Here is a 17,849-nt window from a genome sequence, read left to right as displayed (position 1 = left end):
TTGTCCTATGGTGCCAATACAATCCCCGCGTGACGCTCACCCTCGCCGACCTGGTCGGCTACACCGATCGCGACCTCGACGCCGATCTGGTCCATTGGTTCCCCGATGCCACGCCCGTCCACATACCGGGGCAAACTCGTTCAGTGGCACCGTTTCTCGCGCGCCTGGCTCCCGCGGACGCGGCGGCGCTGGCCGCATTCGACCGGCGGGTGCGCTCGGGCCGGCTGCCGCAGTTCCTCGACATCTTCTTCTGGTCCTACGGATTCGACTTCGCCGCAAACGACTGCGGCATACGCGATTCGGACTACACGACCGAGCTCACCGACGACGATATCTACTCGATCGGCGCCGATGGCGGCGGCAATCTGTACGTCGTGCTCACCAATGGCCAAGTGGCCGTGTGGTTCCACGAAGAGGAGGTACTCGAAGGCGGCACCCGCTTCGACAACCTCGATGTCTTCCTCTGGTCGTACGTGCGCTACCGCGCGGTGCGCGCGGGCAGACTCACGCGCTCGGCCGTGGCGGCGGACTTCTTGGCGCTCGGACAGGACGGCGCGCTCGAACCGGGCCTCGGCCTGCTGAGCCTCATGAAGTAGACACCCGCCGTAGTGTGGCGGCGTGGGGTTTACCGAATATGGGCCAGGCGATGTCGTCTATTTCCCAGACGGGCCGTTCAGCGGTGTCTGCGGGGTCGTGCGGGAAGTCGACAGCCGTCGCACCAGGTTGCGCATCGATTTCGGCGAGGGCCTTGTCCACCGCGAAGGCGGGGTGCTGCGGGAGCGGCGGCACAGCCTGACAGTCGGATTCGACGAGGTCGAGTTGGCGTAGCAAGCCCGCCGATGGCCCGGCGCTTCAGCGTCGAAGTGCCGGACAGAGCGGCGGAGTTCCATCCGGCGGTGTGGGGGCGCGGCCTGGTCGATTGCGGAAGTGGCCCGCATGTCCGGCGTGATGACGCGGACTTTTCCGCACCTGCCGGATGCGGCCGAGCCGCCCGCAGCAGGGCTCGCCTGGTCACGCGAGATGCCGGAACGGATCGTCGGGGCCAGGCTCCCCGCATCGGTCTCCGATAAGGACGCGCTGCTGATCGGAGACCGGACGGCGCACCCCGACCGAGGCCGAACTGGACGGGTCGGCCGCGAAACTCCCGCTCATCCTCGGAGAACGCACCGAACCCGTGTTCCGCGGATCACACCCAAGGCCACATCCTTGCATTCGGAACAGTTGTAACCGCACAATCATTGTGTGGTTACAACTATTGGTGAGCTGACGCCGCGCCGAAAGGTGCTGGTCCTGGTGACGTGCTGTTCGAGCCTGCTGATCGTGTCGATGGACTCGACGATCGTGAATGTGGCGGTGCCTGCGATTCGGGCGGATCTGGATGCGCCGCTGACCCGGCTGCAGTGGATCATCGATATCTACACCCTCACGCTCGCCAGCCTGCTGATGCTCGCGGGGGCGACCGCCGATCGGTTCGGGCGGCGACGGGTATTCCGGATCGGGCTGTCGGTATTCGCACTCGGATCGCTGGCGTGCAGCCTCGCGCCGACGATCGAAACCCTTATCGGGGCCAGGTTTTTGCAGGCCGTCGGCGGATCGATGCTCAATCCGGTGGCAATGTCGATCATTACCCAGGTATTCACCGGACGGGTGGAACGCGCTCGCGCGGTGGGCATTTGGGGCGCGGTGGTCGGCATCTCGATGGCGCTGGGTCCGATGGTCGGCGGTGTGCTGATCGATTCGCTCGGGTGGCAGTCGGTGTTCTGGATCAATCTGCCGATCTGCGCGCTCACGCTGGTATTGACGACTCTGTTCGTGCCGGAATCGAAGTCCGCCGCGGTGCGCGGACTCGATCCGATCGGACAGCTGCTGGCGATCGCCTTTCTGCTCACCTTGGTTTTCGGATTGATCGAGCAACTGCCGGTGGTGTTCGCGGTGTCGGCGGTGGCCTTCGCGGCCTTCCTGTGGCAGGAATCGCGGCGCGCGGATCCGTTCATCGATCTGCGGTTCTTCCGGAGTGTGCCGTTCGCCTCGGCCACGGTGACCGCGATCTTCGCCTTCGCCGCACTCGGCGCGTTCCTGTTCACCTGCTCGCTGTATCTGCAAGGCGTGCGGGGCTATTCGGCGGTGCACACCGGCTTGCTGTACCTGGCGATGGCGGTCGCGACGCTGATCTTCTCGCCGCTGTCCGGACGTCTGGTCGGGCGCTACGGGACCAAACCCTCGCTGCTCGCGGCGGGCACCGCGATGACCATTGCTGCCGTACTGCTCACCCGGCTCGACGCCACCACACCGATCTGGCAGCTGGTGACCGTCTTCGCGATTTTCGGCATCGGATTCGGCATGGTCAATGCGCCGATCACGACATCGGCGGTCAGCGGGATGCCGCTCGATCGCGCGGGCGCCGCGGCAGCGGTCGCCTCGACCAGCAGACAGGTGGGCGTGAGCATCGGAGTCGCACTGTGCGGTGCGCTGACCGGGGCCGGTCTGTGGTGGCTGATCGCGGTGTTCACCGCGGGGGTCGTCATACTCGGCATAGTCGCGAACACCCGATGGGCCGCTCGGTCCCGTGATCGCGTCGCCCCGATATTGGAAGAGAGGGTCCCCGCGCATGCCGGATGACGCACCCACCGCCGACGTGGTGTGGGCACAGCTCACCCACCTGGTGATGGATACCCGCGACTCGTGGAAGCGCGCGGTCACCGAACGAACGGGGTTGCCGTTCAGCCGGATTCGCATCCTGCGCCGCCTGCGCCCCGGACCGCTCACGCTCAATCAGATCGCGCAGGCCACCGGCATGGATGCGCCAGCGACCACGGTCGCGGTCAATAACCTCGACGAACTCGGACTGGTGGTGCGCGAGATCGACCCGACCAACCGCAGACGCAAACAGGTCTCCATCACCTCCGCCGGGCGGGCCGCCCTGGCCGAGGCCATGGCCACCCCCGATCCTGCGCCGCCCGCGGTCGCCGCCCTCTCCCCCGACGACCTGCACACGCTGCACGGCCTGCTGCGCAAGCTGGAGCACTGACCGCAGAAACCGTCCCCGAGCTGCCAGAACCTCGCCGCGAACGCGCGTCACGCCGGGGACGCACAGTCGTTTCACCTCCTCGCAGCGACACACTGTGCTTCAATCGATTGTAGAACGCGTTCTACCTCTGGGAGGTGGCCATGGCCACGCCGTCGATTCCCACCGGATTCGATCTCACCGATCCGGATCTGTGGGCGAAACGCAGACCAACCGAAGAATTCGCGGAGCTGCGCAGGACCGCACCGGTCTGGTGGTGCGCCCAGCACGATCGATCCAGCGGTTTCGATGACGGCGGGTATTGGGCGGTGACCAAACTCGAAGACATCAAAGAGATTTCGAAGCATCCGGAGATCTTCTCCTCGACCGAGAACAGCGCGATCATCCGCTATCAACCCGAGATCACCCGCGAGCAGATCGATATGCAGCGGCTGATACTGCTCAATATGGACCCGCCGTTGCACACCAAGAATCGGCGCATCGTTTCCAAGGGCTTCACGCCGCGCGCAGTCGAGGGCCTGCGTGCCGCACTCACCGAGCGCGCCACCCGAATTGTGCGCGAGGCGAGGAAGTCCGGCAGCGGCGACTTCGTGGAGCAGGTCGCCTGCGAATTGCCGCTGCAGGCCATCGCCGAACTCCTCGGAGTGCCCCAGCAGGACCGCAAGAAGCTGTTCACCTGGTCGAACCAGATGATCGGGGCCGATGATCCCGAGTACACGAGCGACGCGACGACGGCGCATCTCGAATTGACCGGCTATGCCTGGACCATGGCCGAGCAGCGGCGGGCCTGCCCGGCCGACGATATCGTGACAAAATTGGTGAACGCCGATATCGACGGCGAACATCTGGGGTCGGATGAGTTCGCGTTCTTCGTGGTTCTGCTGTCGGTGGCGGGGAACGAAACCACCCGCAACTCGATCACGCACGGCATGAAGGCCTTTGTCGATCATCCGGACCAATGGGAGCTCTACAAGAAGCTGCGTCCGCGCACCGCGCCGGATGAGATCGTCCGCTGGGCCACGCCCGTCTCGGTATTCCAGCGGACCGCGACCCGCGATGTCGAACTCGGCGGACAGCTGATCCGCAAGGGCCAGCGCGTCGGATTGTTCTACAGCTCGGCGAATTTCGACGAGGATGCCTTCGCGAATCCCTTCGACTTCGACATCCTGCGCGATCCCAACCCGCATGTCGGATTCGGCGGCGCGGGCACGCACTACTGTCTGGGCGCGAATCTGGCTCGCCTCGAGATCGATCTGATGTTCAATGCGATCGCCGACAGCATGCCCAATCTGCGCCAGGTCGCCGAGCCCGAACACCTGCGCTCCGGCTGGCTCAATGGAATCAAGCGCTGGGAAGTCGAATTCGATTGAGAACTGTCCCTCCTGAATATCAGGGTTGGTCGTTTGACCACCTGCGATGAAATCGGCCGGATGATCGTCGAGCTCACGCGGTTGGCGCGCGGGCGAGGGTCAGTCAGCGCGGCGTGACCCGGGTGGGCAGCGAGGCGAAGCCACGGTTGTTCGGAGCTCGATCGGTTCGGTCGTGGTGTGCGGGAAGGTCTGCGATGACGGATTCGGCCCGCGGCCCCCAGAACGCGGGTTCCATCCGAAAGCCGTTGCGGCTGGCAAATCGATCCGAATTCCGCAGTGCGGCACGCACATCCGCGTGCCGCAAAAGCGTCCAGAAGTCGTCGGTCTCGTTGCGGAAGACCGGCGCCTGGTCACGCAGCCGGGCGTAGTACGGGTACGGGCCCTCGTGCACATCGAAATCGTAAGGGCTGTAACGCACCTGCATGGGATGCCCCTGTACCACGCGTCGAGCGGTTATGGTCGACCGTAGTCGACCATAACGTTAGTTCGGCACGACGTCGTAGTTCAGCGGCTCGAATCCGGCGGGCACGGTGGCGCTCAGCGAGATCCGGTCCCCCGCCCACGCACCGACCAGCGCGGCATCACCGCTGGTGCGGCCACCGTCGCAACCCGTGCCGTCGGCGGTCAGCATCGGCAGCGGGTGGATGCGCTCACCGTCGCCGCCCAGCACGGCTGCCTTGTCGACATAGGTGCGTTTGTCGTGGTTGAGGATGTAGCGGCCGATGAAGCCGTACCGCGGCGCCACGAGCGGGGCCACGGAGACGGCCTTGTCGTACAGGCTCTCATCGGTCGGTACGCCCTGTGGATGGGGCTGCGGTCCGGCCCACACCACGCGGGTCGGCACGGTCAGCAGGCGCTCCACCCCCTGGACGAAATCGTCGCCGATCCAGGCCTGTTTCATGAACCCGACCTTGGGTTCCAAATACCCGATCAGCTCGTGGTCAGCGTCCAGGAAGACGGCTCTGCAGAACTGCCGCACGGCGGTGATTTCCTCTCTGGGATAACGACTTTCGGATAATTATCCACACGGGCGCGGTTTCGGCTCGCCGGGCGGTTACAGTCGAGTTACCGGCGTGTTCAAGTCTCCATCAAGATCGCCCGTCCGGATGGTGCGGACACGGGCTAGGCTCGGATGATGCGATACGCCATCTCGGTGCCGCAGCTGCTCCCCGACGGCACCTTCCAACCGGCCTACCTGCGGGAATATCTGGACCGAGCCGAAGCGCTCGGCTTCGAAAGCGCGTGGACGACCGAGCAGCTGCTCGGCTCGGCGCCCAATCTGAGTCCGATCGAACTGCTGACCTTCGCCGCTGCCCTCAACGACCGCCTGCGCTTCGGTTGCGCGGTGTTCGTGACGCCGCTGCACAACCCGGTCCACCTGGCGAAACGCATCAGCACACTGGACCAGCTCACCCGCGGACGGCTGGAGATCGGCGTCGGCATCGGCGGCCGCAACCGGATGTTCTCCGCCTTCGACGTCGACCCCGCCGACAATCTGGTCACCCGCTTCAACGAACACCTGCGGGTCATGAAGGCGCTGTGGACCCAGCCGCGGATCGATATCGACGGCCGGTTCTGGCAGCTGTCGGACGCCACCATGGAGCCCAAACCGTTCCAGAAGCCCTATCCCCCACTGTGGTTCGGCGGCGGCACGCCCGCCGCGCTGCGGCGTGCGGTCCGGCAGGGCAATGGATTCTTCGGCGCGGGCTCGACCACGACGGCGAAGTTCGCCGAGCAGGTGCGGTTCGTGCACGAAACCCTTGCCGAAACCTCCATCGCCCCAGCGGATTTCCGCATCGCCAAGCGCGTCTACATCGCGGTGGACGACGATCCCGTGCGGGCCGAACAGCGCATGGCCGCCACCCTGATCGATTTCTACGGCGAATTCGGCAAGACCCTGCTGCCGGTCGCGGTGCACGGAACGCCCAAGGACTGCGTGCAGGGCCTGCGCGAGGTGGCCGCGGCCGGTGCCGAAATGATCCTGATCAATCCACTCTTCGACGAGGCCGCGCAGATGGAGCGGATCGCCGCGGAGGTGCTGCCGCACGTCGACTGATAACACCGAGCCCGCACCGCTGCTGACGCACCTGGCCGCCGTCGACAACCTCGACCTGATGCGCAGCATCGTGCAGCTGGCAGCGCCGGACCGAGCGTTGCATCAGTGCTGATCCGCGTCGTCGGGCTCGTAGGCGAGACGGACGTCGTGGGTGACTTCGCCGCCGGACACCGTGACTCGGCTGCTGATCGGTGGGTAACCGCGGGCGATCACCGTGTACTGGCCCTCGGCCAGGTCGGTGACCAGATAGCGGCCATTGGCATCGGTGCGGGCGGTGGCGGTCAGATCTCCGGCCGCATCCAGGACCGTGATCTGGATATCCGGGACGGCTCGGTCGCCGTCCGCCCAGGCCGATCCCGCGAGTACGGCCATCGATGCCATATCGATATCGTGGCGCAGCAGACCGCTGTCGGGCACGGTAAGTGTGGTCGCGCTCGGGCGCATGTGCTCAGCGACGGCCACCAGGGTGTAGGTGCCCGAGACGACGCCGTGACAGGCGTAGGTGCCATCGCCCGCGGTAATGGCGGCCCCGACGACCTCGCCGTGCATATCGGTCAATGTGACGGTGGCGCCGGATAGCGGAGTGCCGCGACCGGCCGACCGGACCACGCCCGACAATTCACCGGAACCGGTGAGGGTCAGGTCGAGCAGCTGTGACCGCTGTCCAACGGCGACGCTGACCGCCTCCGGTCGATGTCCGGTCGCCGAGGCGATCAAGACATAGTTGCCCGCCGCGGGCGCACCGATGAGGTAGCCGCCGTCGGCATCGCCGGTCGTTCGCGAAACCTGTTTGCCGCGTTGGTCGATGAGGGTCAGCACCGCCCCCGGCACCGGTCTGCCGTCCGCACGCCCGATCCGCCCGCCGATCGTGCCGCCTTCGTACTCGCTGCTCGAAAACGACTGCGGCACAACCGCAGCCACATACACACCATTGCCGTCGTGCGCCACCGAAACATGTCTGCTGACCGCACCCACAAGCACCGGTTCGGGCTCGGAGACCAGCTCCGCGGCCCCCTCCCAGACCTGCGCCTCGTCCCAGCTCGGTTCGGCATCCAAGGTGACCGGCTCCGGTGCGGGCACCGGATTGTCCTGCAGCGGAATCTCTTTCATGAACATCAGCACCAGACAGGCCAGCAGCGCCACCCCCGAGGCGACATAGAACACGCCGTGCATGGCATCGGTGAACCCGATCAGGATGGGCACCCTCAGTTCGTCCGGCAGCGCCGCGATCCCACTGGTATTGCTCTGCATGGTGCTCAGTTGCGCAGCGTCGAATCCGGCGGGCAGCGCTCCGCCGAACGCATCGATGATCCGGTGCGGCAACAGATTGAACAGGATGGTCAGGAATACCGCGACGCCAAGGGTGCCGCCCATCTGCCGAAAGAAGGTCGCCGACGCGGTCGAAACACCCATATCCGAGCGCGGGCCCGCATTCTGCGCCGCAATGATCAGCGTCTGCATGCAGCCACCGAGGCCGAAGCCGATGACACCTCCGTAGACCAGCGGCTGCCACAGCGGGCTGTCATAGTGCACCTGTCCGTACAGGGCCGACCCGACCGCGATGACGAAGGTTCCGATCACCGGCAGCACCTTGTAACGCCCGGTCAACTTGGTGATCAGCCCGGCGAGCTGCGAGCCGAACATGATGCCGAGCACGAGCGGCAGCATCAGCAGACCCGATTTGGTCGGTGAATACCCGCGCACCACCTGGAAATACTGCGGCACCATGACAATCGCGCCGAACATCGCGACACCGACGATGAACCCGCCCGCAATGGTCACGCTGAAGGTCGAATTCTTGAACAGCCGCAACGGAATCAGCGCCGCATCCTTCATCAGGAATTCGACGAGCAGGAACAGCAGCAGCCCGGCAGCACCGATCCCGTAGCAGATCAGCGCGCGCTGCGAACCCCATCCCCAGTCTCGGCCCTGTTCGGCGACGATCAGCAACGGCACCACGCAGGTCGTCAACGCGACCGCGCCGAACCAGTCGATGCGGTGCTGCTGACGCTGATGCGGCACATTGAGCACCTTGGCGACCACACCGAGCGCGAGCACACCGATCGGCACATTGACCAGGAAGACCCAGCGCCAGCCCTCGACACCCCAGAGCTGGTCGTAGTTGGAGAAGAAGCCGCCGAGCACCGGCCCGAGCACGGTGGCGGTACCGAAGACCATCATGAAATAGCCCTGGTAGCGCACCCGCTCCCGGGCGGGCACGATATCGCCGATGATGGTGAAGGCCAGCGACATCAGCCCGCCGGCGCCGAGTCCCTGGAAGGCGCGGAATCCGGCGAGTTCGTACATCGAGGTGGCGAAGGTGCAGGCCACCGAGCCGATGACGAACAGTCCGATCGCGGTGAGGTAGAACGGCTTTCGGCCGTAGATATCGGCCAGTTTGCCGTAGAGCGGCGTCGTGATCGTTGCAGTGATCAGATACGCCGTGGTCGCCCAGGCCTGTTCATCGAATCCGTCCAGGCTGTTGGCAATCCGCACAATGGCGACGCTCACAATGTTCTGATCCAGCGCGGCGAGGAACATGCCGAGCAACAGACCGGACAGGATGGTCAGGATCTGCCGGTGCGACAGTGACGTACCCTCACCGGCATCCAGGTCCGGCGGCGTTGCCGGTGCCTGGGTGGTCGCATTCGTCATATTTTGAGCCCTAGTTCTGATCGGCTATCCGTGGTGGAAGTTCTCTCGAAACCTGAGTCGAGCCGGTCGAGCGATGGCATACTGCGCCACAAGCGATCTGCCCCCACTCGCTGATCCCTTGTAACTCGTTGCGGTGGCTAATATACATATGGCCGCGCAGCTCGAAACGGGCTGGTGATCGGTTGCCGGACGACCGACGCCCGGCCAGCACCAAATCGGCTAGTCGATGTTTGTCAATACGGATTGAGCTGATCGCGCCAGCGCGGATTCAGTTCCTCGGCAAGCTGTTCGGGGACCGAGATCTTGTTCGGGTTGCCGTCGGAGGTAAAGCGCTGGTCCGGATGCTGGTCGAGGCGATCGAGCCAGTAGGCCGCGGCGAAGTCGACCTCATTCCTACCGGATCGGATGCGCGGGATACCGGCGGGATCGACGCGGCCGAATGGGGACGGCGCCGGCTCGGCGCCGACCAGCAGCACCGCATCGAAGGCGTAGGGCTCGCCGTCCCAACTGCCCGCGGTGGCGAGTCCGCGCTCGCGCGGGAAGATGCCGAGCGGTAATGCCATGGTGCGCACCCGATAGCCGGGCACCGCGGATTCGATCGCGCGCACGTTCGCGGCCAGTTCCCGTTGGACGCCGGTGCTGTCCAGGCTGGCGAGGTTCGCGTGGTTCGCGGTGTGGGCGCCGATCTCGTAGCCGTGCGCGGCCAGCCAGGGCAGTGCGCGCCCGTCATCGGCGAACGGGTCGTTGTTGACATAGAGGGTCGCGGTGGGGGCGAAGTCCGGATGGCGCGCGCGGAACTCCTCGAGAATTCCGATCGCGGTATCGGGGGCCACCTTTCCGTCCTCGGCGAAGCGGAGCTGCGTGACGGTGGAGTCGTCGAAGGTCAGCACCACCGGGTGGGTGCCCGCTGGGATATTGATGCGACCGGCGATGTAGTCGGCGACGGTCACCGGACGATAGTTCTCGCGATACAGCCGTTCGAGTTCGGCGCGAAACTTCTCCGGCGTCTGGTCGTATTCGCCAGCCGGTGCCGGTGTCACCTGGTGGTACATGAGGATGGGCACGAGCCCGAGCTCGTTGGCACCGACCGAAGCCGGGTCCGGCATCGGTGTCGTCGCCGGAGCGGACACGATTTCGACCGCTGCGGTGACGGGGTCGGCCGCGGAACCACATGCGGTGACGGTCGCGAACATCAAGGCGGACAGGACGACCCGAGCTCCGATAGCCGCGCGTCGCACCACGGTTCGAACGGTACGCGGCGGCAGGGAATCTCGGTTGCGAATCGGAATATGCCCGCCCATCAGCGCTGTCCGAGGTAGATAGTTAGGCGATAGCAACAGATGAAAGTTGGTGTGCGCGTTGGACAAATTGGTCCGAATTACCGGACGATGGCGGCTGGCCGCAGTAGCGGTTATCGCGGCTCTGTCAATTCTCATCGCCTCCGTGATCATCGGCGCCAATCGGGCCGAACCCACGGGTCTGGCACTGTCCGGACTACCGGATGGGGTGGTGAACGCGAACGCACTGGCCGGTCTGGCTTTGCGGGTGGACGCGCACGGCCACGACCCCCACGCCATGCGACTCGAACTCGACGGCAAAGCGGTGACCGGCACCGTTGACGGTGACACCGTGGTATTCCGGCCCGGACGCCTCACCGACGGCGACCACAGGTTCACCGCCGAGATCCCGCGCGGGGGCATACTCGGCCTGTTGAGCACCGGTCCGGGGGCCACCGCGACCTTCACCGTGGATGCCGAAGCGCCGAAGCTCGAACTGACCCAGCCGGGCAACGTCGCATCCTATCGTCAGCCGATCACGTTGCGCGGCAAGGAATCCGGTGCCATTCGGGTGTCGGTCGGCACCCAGTCGGTGACGCCGGCCGCGGACGGTTCGTTCGAGATCACACTGCCACGCGCGCCGGTCGGCGGCGAGGTGATCGCTGTCGACGCAGCGGGAAATAAGGCGACGCAGGCCATTACGACCGCGGTCGACGCACCCCGGGTCAAAGCCGTGCATGTGACCGCCTACGGATGGGCCTATGCGGGCTTGCGCGAACCCGTGCTGGATATGGCGCGGGAGGGACGTATCGATACCGTTCAGCTCGATATCAAGGACGAGGACGGCATTATCGGCTACGACTCGCAGGTGCCGCTGGCACGGCAAGCCGGTGCCGCCGCCGGGATCTACGATGTGCGCGCCGCACTGCAGCAACTGCACGATATGAAGCTGCGCGTGGTCGGCCGGATCGTCGCATTCCGTGACCCGACCATGGCCGGATGGGCTTGGCGCGAAGGACATCCGGACTGGGTCATCCAGAATCCGTCCGGCCAGCCGTATGCCAGTAAGTACGGTGCGATCGCGTTCACCAACTTCGCCAATCCGGAAATCCGTAAATACAATATCGATCTCGCGAGCGAGGCGGCCGGGCTCGGATTCGATGGCATTATGTACGACTATGTCCGGCGACCGGACGGTCCGCTGTCGCAGATGCAGTTCCCCGGGTTGACCGAGACTCCGAGCGCATCGATCGCGGAGTTCCTGCACGAGAGCCGGGATCCGGTGCGCGACAGGGGCGCCAACCTCAGCGCCGCGGTATTCGGTATCGCCGCGACCCGGCCGGATGAGATCGCACAGGACATTCCGTCGATCGCTCGGTACGTGGACTATGTGGCGCCGATGCTCTATCCCTCGCACTGGAATCCGGGTGAGTACGGTGTCGGGAATCCCAACTCGCAGCCGTATGACATCGTGTTCCGGTCATTGGCCGACTTCTTCGAGCAGACCAAAGGCACCGGGGCCAAGGTCATTCCGTGGCTGCAGGATTTCAGCCTCGGGGTGAATTACGGCGATGGCGAGGTCAAGGCGCAGATCGATGCCGCGGCCGCCGCCGGAACCAATAGCTTCTTCCTGTGGAATGCGGCATCGACGTATCACTCGTGGGCGGTGGTGCCCGGTTGATTCCTATTCGGCTGGTCGATCGGTGTGACAGGTGATATCGGCGGGTGGCAGGACACCCGTGTCGTAGTAGTTATTGATCGCATTGTTCACGCAGGCACCCAGTTCGGGCCGGAATGTCATGTGGATGCGGACATCTTGCAGGGTGACCAGGCGAGATCCGGACAGGTCCTGATGTAGCCGAACACCGTGGGCGTACGGTGTCCTGGCGTCTCCGGTCGCCTGCAGGATGAGCACGGGGACCGAATTACGAACGGTGGTGGCGGGTTCGACGGGTCTCGGCCAGTACGCGCACGGCTGAATATTGTTGGCGAACGCCCCGAAGATCGGTTGGCTGGCGCGGCTGGCTTCGATATTTCTCGAGTACCAGGCCGGGTCGGTTGGCGCCGCGGCATCGCCGCAGGCGATCTGGGCCAGCACCGAGTTCTCCTCGGATCGCAATGCCTGCAGCATGATGTGCAGCCGCGGCGCTCGCGCCGCCACGGGCGGACCGCCCACCGCGTCCGCGATCTCCCGAATCGTCTCGGCCAGTGCTTGGTTGCGCCGGAAGTCGGTCACCATGTTGTGCAATAGAAATGGCAGCCAATGATCGTCGATCGGGAAATCGTCGATCACGATCGGCTGACGTGCCGCCGCGGCCAAGAGCTCCGACACGGTGGCACGCACCTCGGTCGGGGTCGGGCCGAAATGATACGTATCATCCTGTCCCGCAACCCAATTCGACCAGTCATCGAACGCCCGCTCATCGGAGGCACCCCAATCCTGGACGAGGCCTTCCCAATACCGGTCCGGATCGATCGCGCTGTCCAGCACGATCCGATCGCTGTGCTCCGGGAACATCTGGGTGAACACCGCGCCGAGATAGGTGCCATAGGAGACGCCGAAGTAGCTGATCTTCGGTTCGCCCAGGGCGGCTCGGATGATGTCCATATCGCGGGCGGTATTGCGGGTGGTGAGCTGGCGTAGTTTCACCGGATCATCGGCAACACAGCTGGCGGCCATATTCGCCGCCAGCGTGGTTTCGCGTGCGAAGCCCGCAGGATCCAGACCCGCCGAATGGATCATTTCGCCGACAGGCCACCCGCAGCGCGGAGTTCGCCCGGACTCGCCGACGCCGCGCGGATCCATGCCGATCAGATCGAAACGCGCCCGCACCTGCGGTGAAAGCACGTCACCCAGCAGATCCACACTGTCCAAACCCGATGCGCCCGGACCGCCCGGATTGGCGAGCAGGATCCCTTGGCGCTGGCCCGGATCGGTGGCCCTGACCCGGGAGATCCTCACCGTCAGCGTGCGATCGTAGGGCCGGAGATAGTCCAGCGGTACGAGCACATCGGCGCATTCGGCCCCCGCTTTGTCCAAATCCTCGATACCGCAGGGCGTCCAGTGCAGCCGCTGGTGCGCGAACCGCAGGGCCGGGTCGACCTGCGCCCCCGGCACGATGATCAGCGCGGCCCCGACCGCTACCAGCACCAACCACCGCATAAGCCTCGCCACCGAACCCATTCGCCTCGCACCCTCGATCTCGCAACTTGGTACCACATCCGAACTCACACCTAGCCCCACAGCTGGACATATGTCGTGCCGCGGCTTGCCTCGTCTCGCCGTCACGTCGATACTCCAAGGGGTTTGTGCAGCAACCGGTTCCAGAACAGAGGAGTGGATATAGATGCTTCGAAACCCGCTGAGTCGACATCCGGCGGTCGAGGATGATGCGCTTGTCTTCGGCCAGCCATACGAGACTTCCGATGGCGCAACCGTCATCACCGTCGCCCAGACCGGCAGTTTACTGCGCGGCACGTACCCGGTCGGCGTATTCGTCGTTCATGACGGGCAGGTCGTGTGGACGCCCGCGGTCGATGTGACGCGAATCGCGCTGATCGGCCTGCTGACCGCGGTCATCGCCACACTCGCGGTGCTGCGCAGGCCGCCATGGCCGGACCTGAAGGGCTACCCCCCACAGCGGCGGTGACCACGACATCACCGAACGCGCCCGGGATAGTGGCGCGCGGACCGGACTCGGGACACACTTGATCCCGTGAATCGCATGCCACTCGGACATATCGACCGGGGCGGTCCGCCGTGACCGCACTCGCTCGCGGGGAGAATCGACCCGCGCCCGGCGATCGGATGACCGTGACCGTCACCTGCGCCGCACCGGTCGATGTGTCGGCGCTGCTGCTCGGGGCCGACGGGCGGGTCCGCTCCGATGCCGACTTCGTCTTCTTCAATCAGCCGGTCGGCCCCGGTGTCACCTACCGACACGGCCGCGGCGCGGGCGACATGGTGGATGTGGTGACCTCCGCGCTGCCCGCAAATGTCGACAAGGTCGTGGTCACGGCCAGCCTCGACGGTAGTGGCCCGCCGACCTTCGCGGGCGCGAGTTCGCTGACGGCAACGATCGGATCCGATACCGGGACACTGACCTTTCCGATGACCGGGCTCAGCACCGAGACCGCCGTGGTGTGCGTGGAGATCTACCGGCGCAGCGGTGCCTGGAAGGTGCGCGCGGTCGGGCAGGGCTATGACAATGGGCTGGCCGGGATCGCGACGGCGTTCGGTGTGAATATCGACGATGAACCCGAGACGCCGCCCGCGCCCACAATGCCGCCACCTGCTCCGGCTCAGCCCGTGGCCGGCTATTCCGCGCCCGCCGCGGTGCCGCCGCCCCCACCGATGTCTTCACCCCAGCAAGGAGCGCTGCCGATGCAGAGCGAACTGTTCAATCCGACCCACGCCGAAGTGAACGGCATCGGCATCCAGAAGCAGGGCGGCAAGATGATCAAGGTCGCCGTCAATGGAGAGACCATGGCACGGGCCGGGTCTATGGTCGCCTACCAGGGCGATCTGCACTTCAAGGCGCTCGGCTCGGGCGGCATCGGCCGCGCCATCCAACAGCGCCTTACCGGCGAGGGCGTCCCGCTGATGCAGGTCTCCGGCCGCGGCGATCTGTTCCTCGCCAATGCCGCCGCCGATGTGCACACCGTCGACCTCGACGGCACCGACGGTCTGACCATCAACGGCGCGAATGTGCTCGCCTTCGATACATCGCTGTCCTACAACATCCAAAGGGTCCAGGGCGCAGCCGGTTTCGCCAGCAACGCAGGCTTCTTCAACTGTGTCTTCACCGGGCGCGGGCGCATCGCCATCACCACCCACGGCTCGCCGGTCGTCCTCAATGTCGACCAGCCCACCTACGCCGACCCGCAAGCCGCCGTCGCCTGGTCGTCGAGCCTGTCCACCGGCATCAAACGCAACGACTCCTTCGGCCTCGGCCGCCTCATCGGCCGCAGCACCGGCGAGGGCCTGACCCTGTCCTTCTCCGGTCGCGGCTTCGTCATCGTCCAGCCCTCCGAACTGCCCCCGGGCGGTCTCATCGGCGGCACCGGCGGCGGCCAGGAGGCCGGTCAGAGCGGCGGCGTCCTCGGCGGCTTGTTCGGATAGCCGACCGGCGCTGGAACCGACTGCAGCACAGCCGGTTCCAGCGCCAGGATTGCGCACGCCGCGTCGAAATTCGCCTGGTGGCGTCAGTTGAGCAGGCCGCGGCGGATGAGGAGAGGGGCGATTTCCGGGGTGCGGCCGCGGAAGGATTCGAAGGCCTCGATGGGGTCCACCGAGCCGCCGCGGGAGAGCAGTTCGCGGCGGAACAGTTCGCCCTTCTCGCGGATCGATGCATCGCCTTCGTTGAACCATTCGACGGTGTCAGCGTCGAGGACCTCGCTCCAGATATATGAGTAGTAGCCCGCGGCGTAGCCGCCGGAGAAGATGTGCTGGAAGTAGCCGGTGCGGTATCGCGGTGGAATCGCATCGATGGCCAGCCCTGCCTTGCGCAGTGCCTGCTCCTCGAAGGTCTCGGCGTCGGTCCCGGCCAGTGCCTCGGGTGCGGGTATGCGGTGCCAGGCCCAGTCCAGCAGCGTCGCGCCGAGGTATTCGACGGTTTTGAAGCCCTTGCCGAATCGCTCCGCGGCCTCCATGCGTTCGACGAGTTCGGCGGGCATCGGTTCGCCGGTTTCGATATGCCTGGCGTAGTTGGCCAGCACCTCCGGTCGCGACATCCACATCTCGTTCACCTGCGAGGGGAATTCGACGAAATCTCGCGGCACTGCGGTTCCGGCGAAGAACGGGTATCGCACATTCGAGAACAGGCCGTGCAGCGCATGCCCGAACTCATGGAAGAGCGTCCGGACGTTGTCCCAGGTGAGCAGCGCGGGTTCACCCGCGGGTGGCTTGACGATATTGAGGTTGTTGACCACCACCGGCTGCGTCCCCAAAAGCCTTGACTGACTGACCAATTCGTTCATCCATGCCCCACCGCGCTTGGACGGGCGCGCGAAGAAGTCGGCGAGGAACAGCCCGAGTGCGGTGCCGTCCGCATCGAACACCTCGAAGATCCGGACCTCCGGGTGGTACCCGACCAGATCCGCACGCTCACGCAAGGTGATCCCGTACACCTGCTCGGCGGCGAAGAATACGCCATCGCGCAGGACCCGCTCGAGCTCGAAATAGGGACGCAATGCCTCCCCGTCCACCGAAAACCGCTCGGCCCGAACCTTTTCCGACCAGAACTGCCAATCCCAGGATTCGAGCTCACCATCGTCGCCGCTGGCCCGCATCGTCTCCGCGAGTTCGGCCGCCTCCCGCTCGGCATTGGCCACCGCGGGCGACACCAAACGCCCCAGCATCTCCTCCACCGCCGCAGCGGTTTTCGCGGTCTGATCCGCCACCACATACGCCGCGTGATCGGAATACCCGAGCAACGCCGCCCGCTCGGCCCGCAGCGCCGCCATCCGCACCGCGAGCGGGCCGTTGTCGTCCAGCCCACGCCCCAGCGAAGCCGCCATCACCCGCCGCCGCACCTCCCGATCGGCCAACTCGGCCAAAACGGGTTGATTGGAAACGTTCTGCAGACGCAGCGCCCACACTCCGTCCTGCCCCAGCGACCGCGCATTTTCGGCAGCCGCCGCGACCGCCGCCGGTCCCAGCCCCGCCAGCTCCTCGGCCCGCTCGACCAACACCGTCGCATCATTGGTGGCCGTCAGCACGTGCTGACCGAATTCTGTTGCCGCCGTGGCTAGTTCCGCATTCAGCTCACGCAGCCGCGCCTGTCCCGCCGCATCCAGGCGGGCCCCCGCCCGCACGAACCGAACGTGGTATCGCTCCAACAGCCGCGCCTGTTCGGGATCCAGTTCCAGCTCATCCTTGCGTTGATAGAGGTCATCGACGCGCCCGAAGAGCGCGAGGTCGAGATAGATCGCATCCCAATGCGCCGCCAAGCGCGGCGACACCTCGGCCTCGATCGCATCGGTCCCTGCCGTGGAATCGGAGCCGACGATATTGAAGAACACATTGGACACCCGAGTCAGCACTGCCCCCGAACGTTCCAGTGCCACAATCGTATTCGCGAATGTCGGCGCCGCATCGACCGAGATGACGGCGGCCACCTCGGCCAATTGCTCCGCCATCCCCCGTTCGAACGCGGGCAGATAGTGCTGCTCACCGATCTCGGCGAACGTCGGCAGTTCATACGGCAGCGCACTGCGCTCGAAGAACGGGTTGCTCGTCATGAGTGAACCCTATGCCGCAGCCGCGTGCCGGCGGCAGCCGTTTACGCCGAATCGGGGTGTGCCACCCTTCGGTGCCGCCCGCCGCCACTCCCGCACGCCTCCGAACCATTGCGAGGCCACTCGGCCACGGCGCGCGATCAGGCCGATTCCCGAATGTTCGGCTGCGGTGGCAAAGACCAGCGCGTCGTGTCGGCTGTGTCGGCAACGCTGCCCGATACAGCCGC

The 17,849-nt window shown here is 65.5% G+C and carries 15 protein-coding genes; 9 read left to right on the top strand and 6 right to left on the bottom strand.

What is annotated here, in order from left to right:
* Window positions 1-29 precede the first annotated feature (29 nt).
* The 5 genes from ACWEO2_RS21110 to ACWEO2_RS21090 all read left to right on the top strand — a co-directional run bounded on the left by ACWEO2_RS21110 (window position 30) and on the right by ACWEO2_RS21090 (window position 4,395).
* Window positions 30-596: a hypothetical protein gene (locus ACWEO2_RS21110; protein WP_452406864.1), complete on the top strand. Its 567-nt coding sequence runs from the start codon at window positions 30-32 to the stop codon at window positions 594-596.
* A 22-nt stretch (window positions 597-618) separates the two neighbouring features.
* On the top strand, window positions 619-828 hold the full coding sequence (locus ACWEO2_RS21105) for a hypothetical protein (RefSeq protein WP_452406863.1): 210 nt from the start codon (window positions 619-621) through the stop codon (window positions 826-828).
* Window positions 829-1,242: 414 nt separating this feature from the next.
* Complete coding sequence (locus ACWEO2_RS21100) at window positions 1,243-2,619, top strand: MFS transporter (RefSeq protein WP_452406862.1); 1,377 nt, start codon at window positions 1,243-1,245, stop codon at window positions 2,617-2,619.
* Window positions 2,609-3,028, top strand: a complete 420-nt coding sequence (locus ACWEO2_RS21095; protein ID WP_452406861.1) for a MarR family winged helix-turn-helix transcriptional regulator — start codon at window positions 2,609-2,611, stop codon at window positions 3,026-3,028. Before ACWEO2_RS21100 ends, ACWEO2_RS21095 begins: the two co-directional genes overlap by 11 nt.
* Window positions 3,029-3,168: 140 nt before the next feature.
* A complete protein-coding gene (locus tag ACWEO2_RS21090) occupies window positions 3,169-4,395 on the top strand; it encodes a cytochrome P450 (RefSeq protein ID WP_452406860.1) in 1,227 nt (408 codons plus the stop codon).
* A gap of 103 nt (window positions 4,396-4,498) precedes the next feature.
* Here the strand turns inward: ACWEO2_RS21090 and ACWEO2_RS21085 are convergent, their stop codons facing one another.
* Together ACWEO2_RS21085 and ACWEO2_RS21080 are read right to left on the bottom strand one after the other, a co-directional pair.
* Window positions 4,499-4,819 carry a hypothetical protein gene (locus ACWEO2_RS21085; protein WP_452406859.1) on the bottom strand — a complete coding sequence of 107 codons (321 nt, stop codon included), beginning with the start codon at window positions 4,817-4,819 and terminating at the stop codon, window positions 4,499-4,501.
* 57 nt (window positions 4,820-4,876) lie between these two features.
* Window positions 4,877-5,374: a hypothetical protein gene (locus tag ACWEO2_RS21080; RefSeq protein ID WP_452406858.1), complete on the bottom strand. Its 498-nt coding sequence runs from the start codon at window positions 5,372-5,374 to the stop codon at window positions 4,877-4,879.
* A 156-nt stretch (window positions 5,375-5,530) separates the two neighbouring features.
* Between ACWEO2_RS21080 and ACWEO2_RS21075 the strand changes: the two genes are divergently transcribed.
* The gene (locus ACWEO2_RS21075) at window positions 5,531-6,451 is read left to right on the top strand and encodes an LLM class flavin-dependent oxidoreductase (RefSeq protein ID WP_452406857.1); all 921 of its coding nucleotides are present in this window, start codon (window positions 5,531-5,533) and stop codon (window positions 6,449-6,451) included.
* A gap of 102 nt (window positions 6,452-6,553) precedes the next feature.
* On the opposite strand, the gene ACWEO2_RS21070 is transcribed toward ACWEO2_RS21075, so the two are convergent.
* Together ACWEO2_RS21070 and ACWEO2_RS21065 are read right to left on the bottom strand one after the other, a co-directional pair.
* Window positions 6,554-9,106: a DHA2 family efflux MFS transporter permease subunit gene (locus ACWEO2_RS21070; RefSeq protein ID WP_452406856.1), complete on the bottom strand. Its 2,553-nt coding sequence runs from the start codon at window positions 9,104-9,106 to the stop codon at window positions 6,554-6,556.
* A 233-nt stretch (window positions 9,107-9,339) separates the two neighbouring features.
* Complete coding sequence (locus ACWEO2_RS21065) at window positions 9,340-10,347, bottom strand: polysaccharide deacetylase family protein (protein ID WP_452406855.1); 1,008 nt, start codon at window positions 10,345-10,347, stop codon at window positions 9,340-9,342.
* A 118-nt stretch (window positions 10,348-10,465) separates the two neighbouring features.
* On the opposite strand from ACWEO2_RS21065, the gene ACWEO2_RS21060 reads away from it, so the two are divergent.
* Window positions 10,466-12,064, top strand: coding sequence for a putative glycoside hydrolase (locus tag ACWEO2_RS21060; RefSeq protein WP_452406854.1), 1,599 nt, complete (start codon window positions 10,466-10,468; stop codon window positions 12,062-12,064).
* Window positions 12,065-12,067: 3 nt separating this feature from the next.
* Here the strand turns inward: ACWEO2_RS21060 and ACWEO2_RS21055 are convergent, their stop codons facing one another.
* On the bottom strand, window positions 12,068-13,534 hold the full coding sequence (locus ACWEO2_RS21055; protein WP_452406853.1) for an alpha/beta fold hydrolase: 1,467 nt from the start codon (window positions 13,532-13,534) through the stop codon (window positions 12,068-12,070).
* Between the two features lie 196 nt (window positions 13,535-13,730).
* On the opposite strand from ACWEO2_RS21055, the gene ACWEO2_RS21050 reads away from it, so the two are divergent.
* Together ACWEO2_RS21050 and ACWEO2_RS21045 are read left to right on the top strand one after the other, a co-directional pair.
* Window positions 13,731-14,033, top strand: coding sequence for a hypothetical protein (locus ACWEO2_RS21050; protein WP_452406852.1), 303 nt, complete (start codon window positions 13,731-13,733; stop codon window positions 14,031-14,033).
* Window positions 14,034-14,143: 110 nt separating this feature from the next.
* A complete protein-coding gene (locus ACWEO2_RS21045) occupies window positions 14,144-15,505 on the top strand; it encodes an AIM24 family protein (protein ID WP_452406851.1) in 1,362 nt (453 codons plus the stop codon).
* Between the two features lie 83 nt (window positions 15,506-15,588).
* On the opposite strand, the gene ACWEO2_RS21040 is transcribed toward ACWEO2_RS21045, so the two are convergent.
* Window positions 15,589-17,625 carry a M3 family metallopeptidase gene (locus ACWEO2_RS21040; RefSeq protein ID WP_452406850.1) on the bottom strand — a complete coding sequence of 679 codons (2,037 nt, stop codon included), beginning with the start codon at window positions 17,623-17,625 and terminating at the stop codon, window positions 15,589-15,591.
* Window positions 17,626-17,849: the final 224 nt, after the last annotated feature.

The sequence above is a fragment of the Nocardia sp. NPDC004278 genome, assembly GCF_053602975.1.
This window is presented reverse-complemented; position numbering and strand designations above follow the sequence as displayed.

Bases quoted from the DNA above. Each gene is read 5' to 3' on its own strand.
- ACWEO2_RS21075 (WP_452406857.1), top strand. From the start codon at position 5,531: ATGCGATACGCCATCTCGGTGCCGCAGCTGCTCCCCGACGGCACCTTC.
- ACWEO2_RS21085 (WP_452406859.1), bottom strand. From the start codon at position 4,819: ATGCAGGTGCGTTACAGCCCTTACGATTTCGATGTGCACGAGGGCCCG.
- ACWEO2_RS21095 (WP_452406861.1), top strand. From the start codon at position 2,609: ATGCCGGATGACGCACCCACCGCCGACGTGGTGTGGGCACAGCTCACC.
- ACWEO2_RS21090 (WP_452406860.1), top strand. From the start codon at position 3,169: ATGGCCACGCCGTCGATTCCCACCGGATTCGATCTCACCGATCCGGAT.
- ACWEO2_RS21050 (WP_452406852.1), top strand. From the start codon at position 13,731: ATGCTTCGAAACCCGCTGAGTCGACATCCGGCGGTCGAGGATGATGCG.
- ACWEO2_RS21040 (WP_452406850.1), bottom strand. From the start codon at position 17,625: ATGACGAGCAACCCGTTCTTCGAGCGCAGTGCGCTGCCGTATGAACTG.
- ACWEO2_RS21070 (WP_452406856.1), bottom strand. From the start codon at position 9,106: ATGACGAATGCGACCACCCAGGCACCGGCAACGCCGCCGGACCTGGAT.